Source organism: Alteromonas sp. HB246098 (assembly GCF_054890645.1).
This window is the reverse complement of the sequence record NZ_JBTZUG010000004.1, coordinates 119,108-135,949: the sequence shown is the minus strand read 5'-3', so window position 1 is coordinate 135,949 and position 16,842 is coordinate 119,108. Positions and strand designations below refer to the sequence as shown.

Here is a 16,842-nt window from a genome sequence, read left to right as displayed (position 1 = left end):
TTAATTAATACCTGACTGTTTTACTCAGGTAAATTTGATACAATAATCTAAATTTTCAAAATATGTAGGACTTGCTGATGATAACTATATCAGAAGAAGCCCAGGCTCACTTCGTAAAACTGCTGAGTAAACAAGAGTCTGGCACGAATATTCGTGTATTCGTCGTAAACCCAGGCACCTCGTCAGCTGAGTGTGGCGTGTCCTATTGTCCGCCAGACGCTGTCGAAGAAACAGACACTCGCCTTACGTTTAACGGCTTCGATGCCGTGGTAGACGAAGAAAGTGCGCCTTACCTCGATGAGGCGGAAATTGACTACGTTACCGATCAAATGGGCTCACAATTAACACTTAAAGCGCCTAATGCTAAGGCGCGCAAAGTGGCCGACGATGCCCCTTTAGTCGAGCGAATCAACTACATGATCGAATCAGAAATCAATCCGCAGCTAGCGAGCCACGGGGGTAATGTTGTACTTACCGAGTTAACTGATGATGGCTACGCTATTCTTCAATTCGGCGGTGGCTGTAATGGCTGCTCAATGGTAGACGTTACGCTTAAAGAAGGTATCGAGAAGCAAATGATTGAACAGTTTGCTGGCGAGCTTAAAGGCGTGCGCGATGCAACTGAACACCAAGCCGGTGAGCACTCTTACTACTAAGCGCAATACTGCGCTTATTTAGGTGCACAGTACAATGCTGCCCTTATGCTGACGCAAGATCCACTCAAGAGCTGGCAACGATTCAAAATAGGCTTATCTATTTTCGTTGTCGGCGTCTTGCTGTTGTTTACCCTTAGCGAATTTCATATCGCGCTGCGCTACCTAAGCCTTTTAGTGCTATTTCTTGGCTTTGCTATTGCCATGTTGGGTTACTGGGGCATTTTCATTCAGCGCTTCTCGTTGATAAAAAATAAGAAGCCGCCGCCTAAGTTCTAGTCATTGAACTTATCTACTCAATTCCAGCCACTTTTTCGTATTAAAATACTCACGAAGCGCAAGAGCACCTGTTTAAGCCACCAAAACATAACATTGTTATAATTTGTTTTTTGTATGACTTGCCAGCTTCCTGCCACTAGTAGCGGACGCATTTTGTCGGTAACTTAGCGTTTGTGCTTAGTGTTTGAAAAAGGAAGCCAAATCGTGGAAAACAAACTAAAGAAGTTAGGCTTGCTTGGCGGTATGAGTTGGGAGTCTACGGTCAGTTATTACCAAGCTATAAATCGCAGCATCAACGCACAGCTTGGCGGCCTGCACAGTGCGCCCATGCTTATAAGCAGCGTTGACTTTGCTCACATAGAGCAGCTTCAACATAAGGACGAATGGGATAAAACTGCCGACATTTTAATTCATGAGGCAAAGCATTTAGAGGCAGCGGGTGCAAAAGCAATATTAATTTGTACCAATACCATGCACAAAGTGGCGGCTGAGATAGAGCAAAATATCAGTATCCCCCTTATTCACATTGCCGACGCCACGGGCCGTGTATTGCAGCAAAACAAAGTTAAAAAGGTCGGGCTGCTAGGTACACGATTTACCATGGAGCAAACCTTTTATACATCCCGTCTTGAAGAGGCTTTTGATATTGAGGTTGTTATTCCAAATGCGCAACAACGAGACACGATTCATAACATTATTTATGAACAATTATGCAAGGGCGTGATTTGTGTTGATTCTCGTGAGGCGTATATTGAAGTAATAAACGCGCTTGCGGCCGAGGGTGCTGAAGGCATTATCCTAGGCTGCACCGAAATTGCGTTATTAGTGCAACAACAGCATACCAAGATTAGGTTATACGACACTACCGCTATTCATGCTAGAGCCGCGGTAGACTTCGCTTTAGGGCAATAAATAAAGTAGAGCAGAGCACGAGTAACCTAATTTGATAAAAGGGGGTTTCCCCTACTATTTTCAGAGGACACAACTATGTTTAGCCACGTTATGTTAGGTGCAAACGACCTTGAAGCGTCAAAAAAATTCTATGACGCTATTTTAGGTGTATTGGGTTACGAGCCAGGCGTTTTTGATGAATATGGACGCGTATTTTACTACACGCCCAAAGGTATTTTAGCCCTAACCAAGCCAATTAATGGCGAGGAAGCGACACACGGCAATGGAACAACCCTTGGTCTTGCAGCGCGTACACCAGATATTGTAGATGAATGGCATAAAGTTGGAAGCGAGAACGGGGGAGTTCCATGTGAAGACCCACCAGGCATTCGAGGAAATGGCGAACGCCAATTATACCTTGCTTACCTGCGAGACCCGTCCGGTAATAAACTCTGCGCCACGCACATAGTAAGAAAATAAAGCATTAATCCTGATTTTATGTCGAGCAGCCTAATAGGTTGAAATAATGCGAAAAAGTATAGGCGTTATCTGTTGGCAGTTTATGACCAAGGCAGGTAGCGTCTTTCCCCTCCCTGCATACACTTCTTTGTATACACTTCCCACTATACATTTTTGCTAGATGAATTAACCTTAAAGAAGCAAAAGTTCAGCTAACAGATAGCATATGACTCCTGAAGAAACTGGCAAGGCCTACGACACTATTACTCATCGCTGGACTCGACCCGGGTTTAATCAGAAAAATGGCATAACTGCCTATCAAAAAGCCCTGTCATTTCTGCCACACGCCCCACAACCAGAGCAGGATAAAGTGCATATTAGAGCGCCTAATGAGGGAGATGCGCACAGTGAAAGAAAAATACAGGTATACGGCTACGCACTAGACATTGGATGCGGCTGTACCAGCCGCTTTGTTCCCATTATCGAAAGTAATGGGCTAACGTACGAGGGCATCGATGTTTCTAACAATATGCTGGCTATAGCTAAGTCGCAGTTACCTGCCCACACCTTCTATTGCGCCGACGTTTGCACATTCACATTAACTAAGCACTATTCCTTCATAAGCGCTTGGGATAGCTTTTGGCATATCCCTTTGACGCAGCAAGAGCCTTTGCTAAAGAAGCTAATGAATCACTTAAACGATGAGGGCGTGTTACTTTTTAGCTGCGGTGGCACGGGTGAAAGTGGAGAGCACACAAATAAGGTGATGGGACCAGAAGTCTACTACGCCTCGCTTGGGCTACATAGATATTTGGAAATATTGATGAAAGCTGGCGGATTTATTCGCCACGTTGAATTTGATCAGCACCCCGAGCTACACACTATTATCATTGTGCAAAAAAGAACAGAGCAAAAATAAAGCGGAATAATGCATCAGGAAGACTTAAAGAAGCAGCGTGCTAGGCACGCTTTCCTTAAATAAGGTCAACGATACGCTCTAAAAACGCTAGCTTTGCGATGCCGCTAGTTCATCGCGTTTATCTAAACGATAAAAACTCCACGCCAGTGTTACGCCGCGAGCGAGTAAAAAGGCGAGTAGGGCATACCACAGGCTAACGTTACCTTGTTCTTGCATGAGGTACCAAACAGGGAAATACACACCTAACGCACTTATTATCATGGTATTTCGCATTGCACTTGCTCGAGTAAGACCAACAAACACGCCGTCGTACAAAAAGCACCAGTGGGCTAATAAAGGAAGTAATACCATTAGGCCAAGATAAGGTAGCGCTGCGTCTACGATGTCACCATGCTCAGTAAGCAGTTCGACAATGGCTTCACCTGATAACCAGAATATCAGGCTATATATGAGGGCAAACAAGCTTGACCAGGCTAGCCCTTGATAGGTGCGTCGCTTTACTTCATCGCTGTTTGACGCCCCTTTAGCTTCACCCACCAGCGCTTCAACTCCATAGGCAATACCATCTAACCCCAATGCAATTAAAACAAAGAACTGCATAAGTATGGCATTGACTGCCGCCGACGTTTCACCGTAACGGGCCCCTTGAATAGTGAGGAACGCTAGGCAGCCTTGCAGTGCCAGATTTCGTAGTAACATGTCACCGTTTAACTTCATTAGCACCTTACGGGCCGCACGGTTAAACCAAGACGCACTAACCGCTACACCGCCAACGTGTTTAAATGCCACCATTAACGCCATTATGGCCATAGTATATTCAGCAATAACACTGGCTAATGCCACACCTGCTACTGACATATTCAGTGAAAATACGAATACTATATCAAGTGCAGCATTCAGTAGATTGCCCACAATTTGAATCGTCATAACGCTGCGCGTTTTTTGCTGCCCCACTAGCCATCCTACCAACGCAAGATTAAGCATGGCAGCAGGCGCGCCCCATACGCGCATAGAAAAATAGCTTTGAAGGTGTAGGGCTACTTCGTTATTAGGTTGAGTTAAGGTTAACCCTATAGAAAGGATAGGGGATTGAAGAACCAGTACGACTGCACCTAACAATAAGGCCACAGCCACCGTTTGCCACAATACCTTGGCCGATTCTAACCTATTATTGGGCGAGCCTTTCGCTTGCGCACTTAAGCCTGTTGAAGACATGCGAAGAAACCCGCATACCCAGTATATTTGCGTTAAAATAAGTGCGCCTACCGAAGCGCCAGCAAGCATAGCAGGCAATGACATGTGCCCTAAAACTGCGGTATCCACTAAGCCCAATAAAGGCGTGGTAACATTCGCTAGGATCATAGGAAGCGCTAGCGCCAACAGACGGGTATGGTCGTCAAAAAAGGAGCGCTGGCTTACTTCGGCACGGGACATAAATGATCTCAGTAAAGATTGGTTTCGCTATATACTAACAGGCTATGCATCAACATTAGTGAAAGGTGAACTTGTCTATCTGCGTAATAGACAGTTAAGCTCTGCTTCTTGAGAGTTTACCATGCTATTTAATTTAATCAGGCACTCAGTGGATGAAGATATGAAAAACAACTACCTAATTCAAAAAAGAACAAAGCAATCCACGAGTTTGAAAGTTTTATATTCAATGCTTGCGGGCGTTTTCTGTGTATTGTTAAGCTCACCTGGCTTTGCAACTGATTTGAATGCCAATGCTAATAAGTCTCACCGCACGCAAGAGCAAGGCGCTAAAACCAGCAAAATGAGTGTTAGCACCATACCTAACGCGGCCATTTTGCTTTATCACCACGTGTCTTCATCTACACCGGCCAGCACTAGCATTTCGCCTGAGGCTTTTAAATCGCATATGGAATACTTAGATGCACATCACACTGTGGTGTCGATTCAGGACGTTGTTTCAGCTATACAAGACAACAAAACACTGCCAGAAAAAGCAGTGGCTATCACGTTTGACGATGGTTACGCGAATATCTTACACAATGCTCACCCAATACTGGCTGACCTAGGTTTCCCGTACACGGTATTTATCAACCCCGATGAAATCGGTGTAGGCCCGAAGCAGCTGACGTGGGACCAAGTGATTGCCATGCATAACGACGGTGTTACTTTTGCCAATCACACGCTAGATCATCTTCACATGCTAAACGGTGAGCAAATGATGGGCGAGCGCGCATGGCTGAAAAAAGTGTGGGAAAACGTAGAAAGTGCTGAAAAGAAGATAAAAGACAAGCTAAATATAAGCCTTAGATATCTAGCGTACCCATTTGGGGAGTACAACACAGCGCTTGCTAATAAGCTCGAAGCAGAAGGTTACATTGGGTTTGGTCAACACTCTGGAGCTGTAGGCCCAAATAGCAACATGCAAGCGCTTCCACGGTTTCCAGCAGCGGGGCCTTACGCCAACCTTGCAACACTTAAGACCAAGCTAAATAGCCTAGCAATGCCAGTAACACACAGTACACGCGAAAACCCTCGCATGACGACACGAACCTTGTCCTCACCCATAAGCTTGACGATAGACAGTGACGATGTGCGCCTTACTCAGGTTAATTGTTTTTTTGGGGGCGATACTATCGAGACAAATCTTGAAGGTAAGGTGCTTTCGTTCACCTTAGATAAGGCACTTCCCGTAGGACGTTCACGGGTTAACTGTACAGCACCATCCAATACTCAAGCTGGCCGGTATTATTGGTACTCTACGCCTTTCTTTGTAGCAGATGAAAGTGGCAATTATCCTGACTAAGTAAATTAAAAATTTTAACTTGGAGTTTGCCTAATGTGGGCTCGCGCGAGTTATCGTCAATGAGCTCGCGCTTATATAAGAAAACGTTTACCTAAACGTTACGGGCGAATCTTATAAAGCCTTTATTTATCGACTCTTCTTCAAACCCGTGGTGTTGGTAAAAACGAATAGCCGACACGTTCGACACTTCAACATCAAGCACAAGTTTACGTTTTTTCAATTTTTCCGCTCGTGCGTGCATTGTATCTACCAGCATTGAGCCTACCCCCGTACGGCGTGCACTCTCTTCTACTGAAAGATGACCAATCATAAGCTCTGTATTGGTGGGGGGTGTAAGGTTTACCGCTACTGTTTGGTTACGCATGAGTACTGTCATAGCTTCATCAAGCGTAAAATATGACGTTATGCTGTCTAGAGTTGCTCTATCAAATGCAGCACCCAGTTTGCTATGCCAAGCAGTTACCACGCCTAGCACTTCGTCACCACTGCATGCCACCCAATGATTGTTGAAACCATACTGACCGCCGCCGAGTTCCCAAGCATGAGCAAGGTAACCATCGGCTGTTTTATTCTTATTATGTCCAAAAATAGACGTTAATAATGACTGCGCCGCGTTCAATATGAGCGGCGTAGTTTGCGCGGCATCAGATGCCACACCTTGCCTAATTTCTATTTCCATACTACTGCTTCGAGGTAATTATCGGCATATCTGCCAATATTTGCTGAGAATCACTTATCGATAGCTTTCCTGGCTCTCTTTTTGGTTTGAATCTTCCTATCACCCTAGCCTCAGGGTCGACAAGTACAACAGATGCACTGTGATCAACTAAATAGTTGGGGTTATCGGTACTTTCAGCAATAGCATACATCATCCCTAAATTACGTACGAACGGGAATAGCGCTTTGTGCTCTCCGGTAACAGCGATGAACTCCTCATTAAAATAGCTCACATACTCTGAAAGTCTTTCTATTGAATCGCGATTCGGATCAACGGATACAAATACAACTCGAATTGGTTCGACAGTATTTAACGCTTTTAGTTCAGGGTATATTCCGTTTAACTCGGCCATGGTAGTGGGACAGATATCTGGGCAAAATGTATAGCCCACAAATACTAAGCTCCATTGGCCTTTAAGCGAGGAATTATCGAATACGTCACCTTCATGTGACGTTAGTGTAAAAGGTGATAATGCCCTTGGCTCAGGATAAGTTTGAAAGTATTCAGGCTGACTTTCAACACTTGGAGGCGCTATGTAAAGCGCCCCGACAATGCCCGCACATAACGCTAAAAATGCAACAAGACCGACAATAGTTCGTTGGTTCATAAACTCAATGGAATGTAATGATCTAGGAGTAATACTACGAACAATACCATGAGATGAATGATAGAGAACCTAAAAGTTTTCATTGCCGTTTGAGACTGTGCATCAAATTTTAGCTTTAATGCATAATATAAAAATCCAATATTAAGCACGCTTGAGCCAATTAAATAAATGAGGTCGCTCATACCTGTAAGGTAGGGAAGCAAGCACACAAGCCCTAGTAACACTGTATATAACAATACTGAAGTTTTCGTAAATGAAACACCATGTGTTACCGGCAGCATAGGCACCTTCGCTTTGGCATAGTCTTTTTCTCTATGGATGGCGAGGGCCCAAAAATGGGGAGGGGTCCAAGTAAAGATAATTAGTACCAAAAGTAGTGCATGGGCATGTATTTCCCCGGTTACCGCCGTCCAGCCTAAAAGTGGCGGCGCGGCACCCGCCAAACCACCTATCACAATATTTTGAGGCGTAGCGCGTTTTAAATACATGGTATAGATGAACGCGTACCCGACTAAGCTCGCTAGGGTCAGCCACGCGGTTAACATATTTACAAATAACGCCAACACCACGAATCCTACCACACCTAAGATACCGGCAAACCACAGAGCGTTGTTCACACTGACTTTGCCTTTCGCGACAGGCCGGTTAAACGTACGTGCCATGATGCTGTCTATCTTATGGTCGACAACGTGATTAATGACTGCTGCAGAGGCCGATAACATACCAATACCCAATAAGCCGCAGATGAGTACCGTTGCATTTACCCATGTAGGCGTAGCTAAACACATTCCCACCAGCGCAGTTAACAACAGTAACATAACCACGTTTGGCTTAGTCATTTCGTAATAGTCGCGCCACGTTACTATATCGTGGTGGCGGGTAGTACGTGTAAGTAAAGAGACCGATTTAGCCATGGAAACCTCCTGGAGCTTTAGGGAGAATGTGCGAGGACGTAGACCCGCTCAAAGGATCTTGAAAAGAGCCGCGTAAAGATGCGTATTCAGATTCGTGTAGTGATGTATTACGAGCTTGCTTATTTCTAAAAGCCTGCTGTTTTCTATAGGCGCCTTGCAGCGGTTCAGACACCGAGAATGGCGCTTTACTTTGCTTTTCTGAATCGAAAACCTGATCGTTTTCCAGAATTCGGAAAACGGTAAAAATAAGGTTTAGCAAGGATAGTAGCAGTACGGCTGCTACTGCGTTATGCATGACGGCGACAGCCAGTGGCAGCATAAAGATAATGTTACTAAGCCCCAGAGCAACTTGAGTACACAGTGCTACCAACATAAATGCGCTCACATACTTTTGTTTATTTGTGGCGTAACGGCTAACTAAGACGTTTATACCAAGTGCTAACAAGTATAAAAACGTAACCACTGCGCCAAACCTGTGAACGATATGCATAGTGACCCGCTCGCCGTAATCGTGAGCGCCAAATTCATAGTTGTCTGCATCAGGTACGCTGAATGCACCTGCAATATCGATTCTGTCCTGCCATCCGCTTTCACAAACCGGCATTTCCGTGCAGGCTAACGCAGCATAATTGGCAGAAGTCCATCCACCAAGTGCAATCTGTGTAACAAGTACGCCGAGTCCAACAAAGGCGAAAAGTTTAAGGTTTCGCTGAAAGATTTTGGCTTGAGGTAGGTCGGTAATGCCCTGATCATGCATAGCTGACGCTATGGGCGCTTGTTTAGTTTTCGGCGCATCGCCTGCGGTATTGCGCAAGCGAAGATAGAGAATAAATAGGCAGGATATTACGGAGAAGCCTCCTAACAAATGCCCCATTACGACAACGGGAAGGAGGTTGAGCGTCACTGTCCACATACCAAGGGCTGCTTGAAATACAATGAGCCCCAAAAGCAAAAGCGGCAGTTTAACAGGCGTGCCTTTGTCGCGCTGCCGAACAGCAATAATGGCAATAGCCAGTACACACAGTCCCAGCGCTCCAGCAAAATAGCGGTGAATCATTTCATTCCACGCCTTAAATGCTTCAACTGGACGTTCAGGAAAAGCAGCGTTGGCTTGCGACACCTTTTCCTCACTCAAAGGCACGGTTAAATTACCGTAGCACCCCGGCCAATCGGGACAGCCTAATCCGGCATCGGTCAAACGGGTATAGGCACCTAGAATAATAACAACAGCCGCTAAAAATATACTGAATAGGGTTAACTTTTTCATAGCGTTTATCCTATGCGTGATAGCTTTAATAGCTTTCTCATATCCGCCAGCATGTTGCGGCTTTCCATCACCGCGTCTTTCCTATCGTCTTTGATTTCGTAAAAGAGCATGGCGTTATTTTGGGTATCGACGATATAAACGCTGCTAGAGGCGAGGGCAGTTGGCGTGGTAACAGGCAAGGTTTCTACAAAGGGATAGTCCGCTAAGGCTGCTATCGCCACTTGATCACTTGAATCAGTTGTAACGACCACGGCTTGGGCGCGATCAGACTCTTTACCTAAAGCAAGCCATACCTGGTTAATGCTAAAGAGTGCGTTTTCGCACACTGCATCGCACTCATTCGGCATGACGTAAAGTAAACGCCACTTAGGCTCTGCGTCTTTCAAAAGTGCGCTCATGTCGATTGTTGGCGCAAGCAGCTGACCTTTATTAGTAGCGCCTTTGGTAAACCAATCGTTATCAAGTGCAAGCTTCGCCATGACGACAGGCAAAACAAACACAGCTACCATGATAATTAACGTTTTTTTCGATGCAGCATTACTCATAACTACGTCCTTTCTTATTTATTGCAAAACCACCTATCGCCGCAGCGGCAATGGCTAAACCGAACCACTGAACGGCATAACCCAGGTGCTTTTCGGGAGACATTACAACGGCCTGATGTTCGCGAATAAACGCAGGATCTGGCGTAGTAAGTTGGAGAATAAAAGGTAAAAAATTTCGCTCTAAGGCGTCGTTTAATTCGGGAAATTCGATGTGTTGTATAAGCGCGGGGCTTTGCGCCAAGGCCATGTTGGTTTCTTTAACTAAAGGGTTATCACCCGGCACACTGATGACACCGGTAAAGTCGCGAATTTCGCTCGTAAAGCTTATATCCGGCAAGGTGCGAGTTAAATCTGGTGCGGGCACCCAGCCAAAGTTCACTAAAAGCCAACCGGCGTTGGTATATACCGGTGCTATCACGTCAAACCCTACCCGTTGATTGTAAATCTGGTTGTCTAAAAGCAATAGGTGATTTGCATCTAAGGAACCACTGAAAGAAACGGTGATATCTCTCGGATCTGTCTGGTTCAGTGCCTCTTCTAAACTCAAGGTTCCATTACTTTGCTTTTGCGCTATGCTAGCTAAACGTTGTTGCTTTTGGACCATGCGATCAAGTTGCCAGTAACCTAACCCGCACATAATCGCCACACTAAAACCCGTGATCAACCAAGGAATAACGTAGCGAGTGCGAAAAAGCATGATTATCTCGCACCCTGCAAAATGAGAATAAAAACAGAGGTGAGTATGTTGATAAAAATAGTCCTTGTTGCTTTGGTACTGTACATGATTGTTAATCTGTTCATGGCGATGCGCATTATGATAAAAAACGACACATCTAAGGGGCCAATGAGCAAATATATTGGTCGACGTGTCCTAACTTCTGCCATCATCGTCGTTATCATTCTTATCGCTATTGGTACTGGTTTAATTACCCCAAACCCAAGGCCTTACTAAGTTTGGGGCGTTATTTTTAGAGCACGTAAACAAAGATGTAGAGCATGACCCACACCACATCTACAAAGTGCCAATACCAGCTTCCCGCCTGAAAAGCGAAATGGTTTTCTGGTGTGAAATGCCCCTTCAACACTCTAAAAAACAATACAATAAGAATGATGGTGCCAAGGGTCACATGCATGCCGTGAAACCCGGTCAGCATAAAGAAGGTGTTGCCGTAAATGCCCGACTGCAGAGTAAGCCCTAGGTCGCGATAAGCATGTATATATTCTTCCACCTGTAAAAACAGGAACCCACACCCGAGTAAAATGGTAATGCCCAGCATTAGCGTTAACTGCTTGCGTTTATTTTGCTCTAGACCCACATGGGCGAAGTGCAGTGTAATAGACGAGATAAGCAAGATAACCGTGTTGATTGTAGGCAACCCCGCAGCACTCATTTCTTGAGTGGTAGTGCCACCCGGTGTAGATACCAGCGGCCACATGGCCTCAAAAGTCGGCCACAAGACTTCATTGGTCATAGCGTTATTCGATGCACCACCAAGCCATGGAACCGAGATAAACCGTGCGTAGTAGAGCGCACCGAAAAACGCAGCGAAAAACATCACCTCTGAAAAGATAAACCAGCTCATGCCTTGGCGGTACGAACGGCCTAGCTGGTCGCTGTAAAGCCCAGCCATAGACTCATCAATTTGGTTTTTAAACCAGCCCACTAGCATAACCAGCAATACGGCTATTCCCGCTAAAAGGATATGACCGCCATAGCCGGTTTCGCCTTTGGTTGCCTGCACCACATAGTTTCCTGCACCTACGGCGATAAGAAATAGAGCAACGGCCCCGACAATGGGCCATGGGCTTTGCGCGGGTACATAGTATTTTTGGTATTCGTGATTCTGTACTTCGGTTTGCATTTTTTTCTCCTTATCCCTTCTGCTTATTCGCCAGTTGATGGTGTTGAAGCCATAAAGGGATTCGGTGTTGTCGTTAGGTCACTGGCTCGCGCTGTGACGTCATAGAGTGTGTACTGCAAGGTAAAAAAGGTTATATCTTCAGGAAGCTGTGGGTCGACGTAGAACTGCATAGGCATATAGGCCTCACTCCCCGCATCAAGTGGCTGCTGATTGAAGCAGAAGCATTCCGTTTTATTCAGATAGAGCGCTGCTGTGCCGGGGGATACAGAGGGAATGGCTTGAGCGACGATATTACTTGATGCAGGATTTCTCACATAAAACGATACCGTGTTTAGCTCGCCAGGGTGCACTTTCACACGCTTAGTTTCGGCGCGAAACTCCCACGGCATACCGGTATTTGTACGAGTAATAAACTCTACGGTCACTTCTCGCGATTCATCAATCTCAACTGATTGGTAGACGGCTGCCGTGTTCTCGGTTTTGCCATTAATGCCCGCTACGTCACAAAATACGTCATACAAAGGAACCAAGGCGAAGCCAAAGCCAAACATGCCAATGACAATAGCAACAAGCTTGATAACCATTTTGTTATTTGCACTTTGCTGTGACATCACGCAACCTCCGGGTAACTTCAAAAGTGAAGCTTGGTAAACGCTTGTATAGCCGCTTACCTACTTCACCGTCAGCAATATGTGAATGCCATCCTTACCGTTACTGCCTAGCGCTTTACAAGAATGGCTAATTCACAAACCCCACCTATCGTTACTTCACGACAGGCGGCGTTTCAAACGTGTGATAAGGAGCAGGGGATGGAATTTCCCACTCCAACCCTTCAGCGCCATCCCAAACTTGCGCCGATACCGCTTCACCTTGCTTTTTACACGCTTTAATAAGCAGGGCAAGGAAGATAAGCTGAGATAAACCGAAAGCGAAGCCCCCCAAGCTTATCCATTTATTGAAATCAGCGAACTGTAATGCATAGTCAGGAATACGACGTGGCATACCCGCTAAACCAACAAAGTGCATAGGGAAGAACAACACATTTACCGATACTAAAGAGCACCAAAAATGCCATTTAGCCAAAGTCGTGTCGTACATTTTGCCTGTCCATTTAGGCAGCCAGTAATACACGGCCGCCATTATTGAAAAGACCGCCCCAGTTACCAGAACATAGTGAAAGTGAGCCACTACAAAATAGGTATCGTGATATTGGAAATCCACAGGTGTTATCGCCAGCATTAGTCCTGATAGCCCACCGATGGTAAACAGAACAATGAAGGCAATAGCGAACATCATTGGCATTTCAAAGCTTAGTGAACCACGCCACATTGTCGCTACCCAGTTAAACACCTTAACCCCAGTGGGCACAGAGATAAGCATGGTGGCAAACATAAAGAACATTTCCATGTACACCGGCATGCCCGTGGTAAACATATGGTGAGCCCACACTACAAAAGAAAGTAGAGCGATAGACGCCGTGGCGTACACCATAGAGGCATAACCAAATAGCTGCTTTCTAGAAAAGGTAGGTACAATTTGCGAGATAATGCCGAAAGCGGGCAAAATCATAATGTACACTTCAGGGTGCCCGAAGAACCAGAAGATATGCTGGAACATAACCGGGTCGCCGCCACCAGCAGCATCAAAAAAGCTGGTGCCAAAGAACTTGTCTGTTAATACCATGGTCACTGCACCGGCGAGTACTGGCATAACGGCAATAAGCAAAAATGCAGTGATAAGCCACGTCCACACGAATAGCGGCATTTTCATCCAAGTCATGCCTGGCGCACGCATATTGAAAATAGTCACTATCACGTTAATCGCACCCATAATGGATGAGATACCCATAATGTGAACAGAGAACACGAACAGCGCGGTTGAATCGCCACTATAGGTTGTTGAGAGCGGCGCATAGAAAGTCCAACCAAAGGCAGGGCCACCACCTTCCATAAATAGCGAGCTAAGCAGAATCAAAAAGGCGCCGGGTAAAATCCAAAAGCTCCAGTTATTCATGCGCGGCAATGCCATATCTGGGGCGCCAATCATCATTGGAATAAGCCAGTTCGCGAGCCCTGTAAAGGCTGGCATCACGGCACCAAATACCATGATAAGCCCGTGCACAGTGGTCATTTGATTGAAGAAATTTGGTTCAACAATTTGTAGACCAGGCTGAAACAGTTCAGCGCGAATAACCATGGCCATTGCGCCGCCAACTAAAAACATAATGAAGGCAAACCACAAGTAAAGTGTACCAATGTCTTTATGGTTAGTAGTAAACAGCCAGCGCGTTACTCCTTTCGGAATATGGTCGTGGTGTTCATGGTCATCATGTAGGTGATCGCCCTGTGCGTGCCCACCATTTACTTGACCAATGTGAGTCGCAGAGGTATCTGGCGAAATAACTTCAGTTGCTTTGCTCATTTGTCTGCTCCTAGTTTCCGTTTGCCACTGCATTAACGTCTTTGGCTTGAACCATATCGCCAGTGTTATTGCCCCACGCATTGCGCTCGTAAGTGACAACCGCAGCAATTTCTTTAAGGCTCAGCATTTTGCTAAACGCCTGCATAGCTGTACCCGCCTTACCATGTAGGACAATGTCGATGTGACCTTGCTGATCTTCTAACGCCATCTTGCTGCCTTTAAGTGCTGGAAATACACCTGGTAAACCCTCACCATTTGGCATATGGCACGCTGCACACGTGGCGTTGTAAACGCGCTCGCCTTCTTTCATCAATTCATCCATGGACATATTCATAGAAAGTAGGCGTTGCTCTTCTTCTTTGGCTTTGCGAACAATTTCTTCTTGTTCGCCCATCCATTTATCAAATTCTGCTGGCTCTTTAGCGATAACCACTACTGGCATGTAGCCATGGTCTTTTCCGCAAAGTTCTGCGCACTGCCCGCGATAAATGCCCGGCTCATTGACCTTGGCCCATGACTCGTTAATAAAGCCTGGGTTTGCATCTTTTTTAACGGCAAAATCTGGAACCCACCACGAATGGATAACGTCGTCAGAGGTAATAAGAAAACGTACTTTTTTCCCAGTTGGAATGACTAACGGACGGTCAACTTCAAGCAAGTAATTGTCGGTTTTTTGAAATTTGTTCTCTATTTGCTCACGCTGAGTAGCAAGCAGTGAGTAAAATTCCACGTCGCTGTCCATGTACTTGTAGTGCCATTTCCACTGAGAGCCCGTGACTAACACTGTCATGTCAGGCTCAGACGTGTCTTCCATTGCAATAAGCGTGTTCGCCGCCGGCACAGCCATAAAAATTAGAATAAGAAAAGGAACAACGGTCCATGCTATTTCAACCTTCACGTTTTCGTGAAAGTTAGCGGGCTTAGCGCCACGAGACTTCCGATGAAGATACATTGAGGCAAACATCACCCCAAATACGACTACCGCAATCCCTACGCATATAAAAAACATCAGCATATGCAGATCATAAACCTGCCCGCTGATGTCGGTGGCACCGCGTCTTAAATTAAGAGAAGAGACTTCTTCACTAACTTCTTGCGCAAGAAGTAACGGGGAAAAAAGCAAAAACGGTATTGTTGAACACCACTTTGCGAAAACGGTCGTTAGTTGTTTCACTCAGCACCTCCGTAATAGCAAGACCAAAAACGCTGATTATTTTGCGCGCTGCCCTACCAAATGGTTTGCGAACGATTGACCCATCACCTCAACTTGTAAAACAAATTTAGAGCCATTGTTATTATTTTGTTAATCTCTGTATAAGAATTGCGCAATAATGCCGTGCCGTCTAGTCTTTTCTATTAAAAATTTAATGAAGAGGTTAATTTTTAATCATTTCATGTGGCAGGGTTGCGTTACAATTTTGGTAGAGTGGGTATAAGGCGTGCTGACGGCGCTTAAAAAATCAAACGCGCATTTTGAACGGGGAGTTGATAAGGATGAAGCTTTATTTGGTCACAAAATCAACAATTAACACATCGCTTCTCGTGTTTTTCAAACAAATTTTCAAATAATAAATGTGCTTTAGCCACTCTGTACTCGGGCCAAATAGCGCATATCTTTCATACAATGGTGATGTCAGATTTCATAATTTTGAAACATACCAATAAACGCTAAACTAAGAAAATTAACTAAAATTTGGTACTAAAAGACATAAAAAAAGCGGCTAATACGCCGCTTTTGATTGAAGATGCTAAAACCTTACATCCAGTCGGCGTTTCTTATAACACCCACGGCAATACCTTCTATAGCAAAAGGCTCATTAGCAAGGTCTACTTTAATTGGCGAAAACTCTTCGTTTTCAGCATGAAGTAATACTTCACGACCGCGCTTTTCTAAACGCTTAACCGTAACGTCTTCATCCACCCGCGCTACAACTACCTGACCGTTGTGGACATCAGTCGTGCGATGCACAGCAAGAAGATCGCCATCCAAGATACCGATGTCCTTCATACTCATGCCGTTTACACGAAGTAAAAAGTCAGCCTGAGGCTGAAACAAAGCAGGGTCGACCTTGTAGTGAGATTCTACATGCTCTTGCGCCAAAATTGGCTCACCAGCCGCCACGCGCCCGATAAGGGGCAGGCCTTCTTCTTCTGGTGCAGTGTCCTCAAGGGGGATATTGAGCTTAATACCACGAGAGGTACCAGGCAAAATTTCAATTACGCCCTTACGCGCCAATGCCTTCAAATGTTCTTCTGCTGCGTTGGCAGAACGAAAACCAAGTTGACGAGCAATTTCCGCACGCGTAGGCGGCATTCCCGTTTCTTGCATGGTTGTTTTAATAAGTTCTAAAACTTCAGTTTGTCGAGCTGTGAGTGGGCGCATAAAAGACCTGTCTGTTCATACAGTTCCTGTAAGTATATACACCTAAAAACAAATAACAAGTAGTAAGCCTTGTGAGAAAAGCTCGAGGTGCTTTTAACATTCTTTATTTCCTATAAAAAATGTAGCTAATTCGTAACCCCATTATCAC

The 16,842-nt window shown here is 45.3% G+C and carries 19 protein-coding genes; 7 read left to right on the top strand and 12 right to left on the bottom strand.

Features of this window, described 5'->3' with window-relative positions; genetic code table 11:
- The first annotated feature begins 77 nt into the window (after positions 1 to 77).
- The 5 genes from nfuA (at position 78) to ACYTPF_RS10525 (ending at position 3,201) form a co-directional block, all read left to right on the top strand.
- Positions 78 to 656, top strand: coding sequence for a Fe-S biogenesis protein NfuA (gene nfuA, locus ACYTPF_RS10545; RefSeq protein WP_118491185.1), 579 nt, complete (start codon positions 78 to 80; stop codon positions 654 to 656).
- A 45-nt stretch (positions 657 to 701) separates the two neighbouring features.
- Positions 702 to 932, top strand: a complete 231-nt coding sequence (locus ACYTPF_RS10540) for a hypothetical protein (protein ID WP_461852177.1) — start codon at positions 702 to 704, stop codon at positions 930 to 932.
- Positions 933 to 1,136: 204 nt separating this feature from the next.
- The gene (locus ACYTPF_RS10535) at positions 1,137 to 1,844 is read left to right on the top strand and encodes an aspartate/glutamate racemase family protein (RefSeq protein WP_461852176.1); all 708 of its coding nucleotides are present in this window, start codon (positions 1,137 to 1,139) and stop codon (positions 1,842 to 1,844) included.
- Between the two features lie 75 nt (positions 1,845 to 1,919).
- On the top strand, positions 1,920 to 2,303 hold the full coding sequence (locus ACYTPF_RS10530) for a VOC family protein (RefSeq protein WP_461852175.1): 384 nt from the start codon (positions 1,920 to 1,922) through the stop codon (positions 2,301 to 2,303).
- Between the two features lie 205 nt (positions 2,304 to 2,508).
- The gene (locus ACYTPF_RS10525) at positions 2,509 to 3,201 is read left to right on the top strand and encodes a class I SAM-dependent methyltransferase (protein ID WP_461852174.1); all 693 of its coding nucleotides are present in this window, start codon (positions 2,509 to 2,511) and stop codon (positions 3,199 to 3,201) included.
- 87 nt (positions 3,202 to 3,288) lie between these two features.
- On the opposite strand, the gene ACYTPF_RS10520 is transcribed toward ACYTPF_RS10525, so the two are convergent.
- Positions 3,289 to 4,635, bottom strand: a complete 1,347-nt coding sequence (locus ACYTPF_RS10520; RefSeq protein ID WP_461852173.1) for an MATE family efflux transporter — start codon at positions 4,633 to 4,635, stop codon at positions 3,289 to 3,291.
- Positions 4,636 to 4,756: 121 nt separating this feature from the next.
- Here ACYTPF_RS10520 and ACYTPF_RS10515 point away from each other — a divergent pair, with 121 nt between their 5' ends.
- Positions 4,757 to 5,977, top strand: a complete 1,221-nt coding sequence (locus ACYTPF_RS10515; RefSeq protein ID WP_461852172.1) for a polysaccharide deacetylase family protein — start codon at positions 4,757 to 4,759, stop codon at positions 5,975 to 5,977.
- A gap of 91 nt (positions 5,978 to 6,068) precedes the next feature.
- On the opposite strand, the gene ACYTPF_RS10510 is transcribed toward ACYTPF_RS10515, so the two are convergent.
- Genes ACYTPF_RS10510 through ACYTPF_RS10485 form a run of 6 tightly spaced genes read right to left on the bottom strand, consistent with a single transcriptional unit; the run spans position 6,069 to position 10,725 of the window.
- Positions 6,069 to 6,656 (bottom strand): GNAT family N-acetyltransferase, encoded by a 588-nt coding sequence (locus ACYTPF_RS10510; RefSeq protein ID WP_179985039.1) that lies wholly within the window; start codon positions 6,654 to 6,656, stop codon positions 6,069 to 6,071.
- 1 nt (position 6,657) lies between these two features.
- A complete protein-coding gene (locus ACYTPF_RS10505) occupies positions 6,658 to 7,302 on the bottom strand; it encodes an SCO family protein (protein WP_269917895.1) in 645 nt (214 codons plus the stop codon).
- The gene (gene cyoE / locus ACYTPF_RS10500; RefSeq protein ID WP_461852171.1) at positions 7,299 to 8,216 is read right to left on the bottom strand and encodes a heme o synthase; all 918 of its coding nucleotides are present in this window, start codon (positions 8,214 to 8,216) and stop codon (positions 7,299 to 7,301) included. Before cyoE ends, ACYTPF_RS10505 begins: the two co-directional genes overlap by 4 nt.
- Entirely contained in the window at positions 8,209 to 9,483 is a 1,275-nt protein-coding gene (locus ACYTPF_RS10495; RefSeq protein ID WP_461852170.1) for a COX15/CtaA family protein, read from the bottom strand. Before ACYTPF_RS10495 ends, cyoE begins: the two co-directional genes overlap by 8 nt.
- A 5-nt stretch (positions 9,484 to 9,488) precedes the next feature.
- Positions 9,489 to 10,028 carry a hypothetical protein gene (locus ACYTPF_RS10490; RefSeq protein ID WP_461852169.1) on the bottom strand — a complete coding sequence of 180 codons (540 nt, stop codon included), beginning with the start codon at positions 10,026 to 10,028 and terminating at the stop codon, positions 9,489 to 9,491.
- Positions 10,021 to 10,725 (bottom strand): SURF1 family protein, encoded by a 705-nt coding sequence (locus ACYTPF_RS10485; protein ID WP_461852168.1) that lies wholly within the window; start codon positions 10,723 to 10,725, stop codon positions 10,021 to 10,023. The genes ACYTPF_RS10490 and ACYTPF_RS10485 overlap by 8 nt, the downstream gene beginning before the upstream one ends.
- Before the next feature lie 45 nt (positions 10,726 to 10,770).
- On the opposite strand from ACYTPF_RS10485, the gene ACYTPF_RS10480 reads away from it, so the two are divergent.
- Positions 10,771 to 10,980 carry a DUF2909 domain-containing protein gene (locus tag ACYTPF_RS10480; RefSeq protein ID WP_118495343.1) on the top strand — a complete coding sequence of 70 codons (210 nt, stop codon included), beginning with the start codon at positions 10,771 to 10,773 and terminating at the stop codon, positions 10,978 to 10,980.
- Positions 10,981 to 10,996: 16 nt separating this feature from the next.
- Here the strand turns inward: ACYTPF_RS10480 and ACYTPF_RS10475 are convergent, their stop codons facing one another.
- The 5 genes from ACYTPF_RS10475 to lexA form a co-directional block, all read right to left on the bottom strand.
- Entirely contained in the window at positions 10,997 to 11,890 is an 894-nt protein-coding gene (locus ACYTPF_RS10475; protein ID WP_136782458.1) for a cytochrome c oxidase subunit 3, read from the bottom strand.
- 23 nt (positions 11,891 to 11,913) lie between these two features.
- Positions 11,914 to 12,501 carry a cytochrome c oxidase assembly protein gene (locus tag ACYTPF_RS10470; protein ID WP_179985293.1) on the bottom strand — a complete coding sequence of 196 codons (588 nt, stop codon included), beginning with the start codon at positions 12,499 to 12,501 and terminating at the stop codon, positions 11,914 to 11,916.
- 151 nt (positions 12,502 to 12,652) lie between these two features.
- Complete coding sequence (gene ctaD / locus ACYTPF_RS10465; RefSeq protein WP_461852167.1) at positions 12,653 to 14,311, bottom strand: cytochrome c oxidase subunit I; 1,659 nt, start codon at positions 14,309 to 14,311, stop codon at positions 12,653 to 12,655.
- A 10-nt stretch (positions 14,312 to 14,321) separates the two neighbouring features.
- Positions 14,322 to 15,485, bottom strand: coding sequence for a cytochrome c oxidase subunit II (gene coxB, locus ACYTPF_RS10460; RefSeq protein ID WP_179985046.1), 1,164 nt, complete (start codon positions 15,483 to 15,485; stop codon positions 14,322 to 14,324).
- Between the two features lie 582 nt (positions 15,486 to 16,067).
- Positions 16,068 to 16,694, bottom strand: coding sequence for a transcriptional repressor LexA (lexA, locus tag ACYTPF_RS10455; RefSeq protein WP_269917890.1), 627 nt, complete (start codon positions 16,692 to 16,694; stop codon positions 16,068 to 16,070).
- Positions 16,695 to 16,842 lie beyond the last annotated feature (148 nt).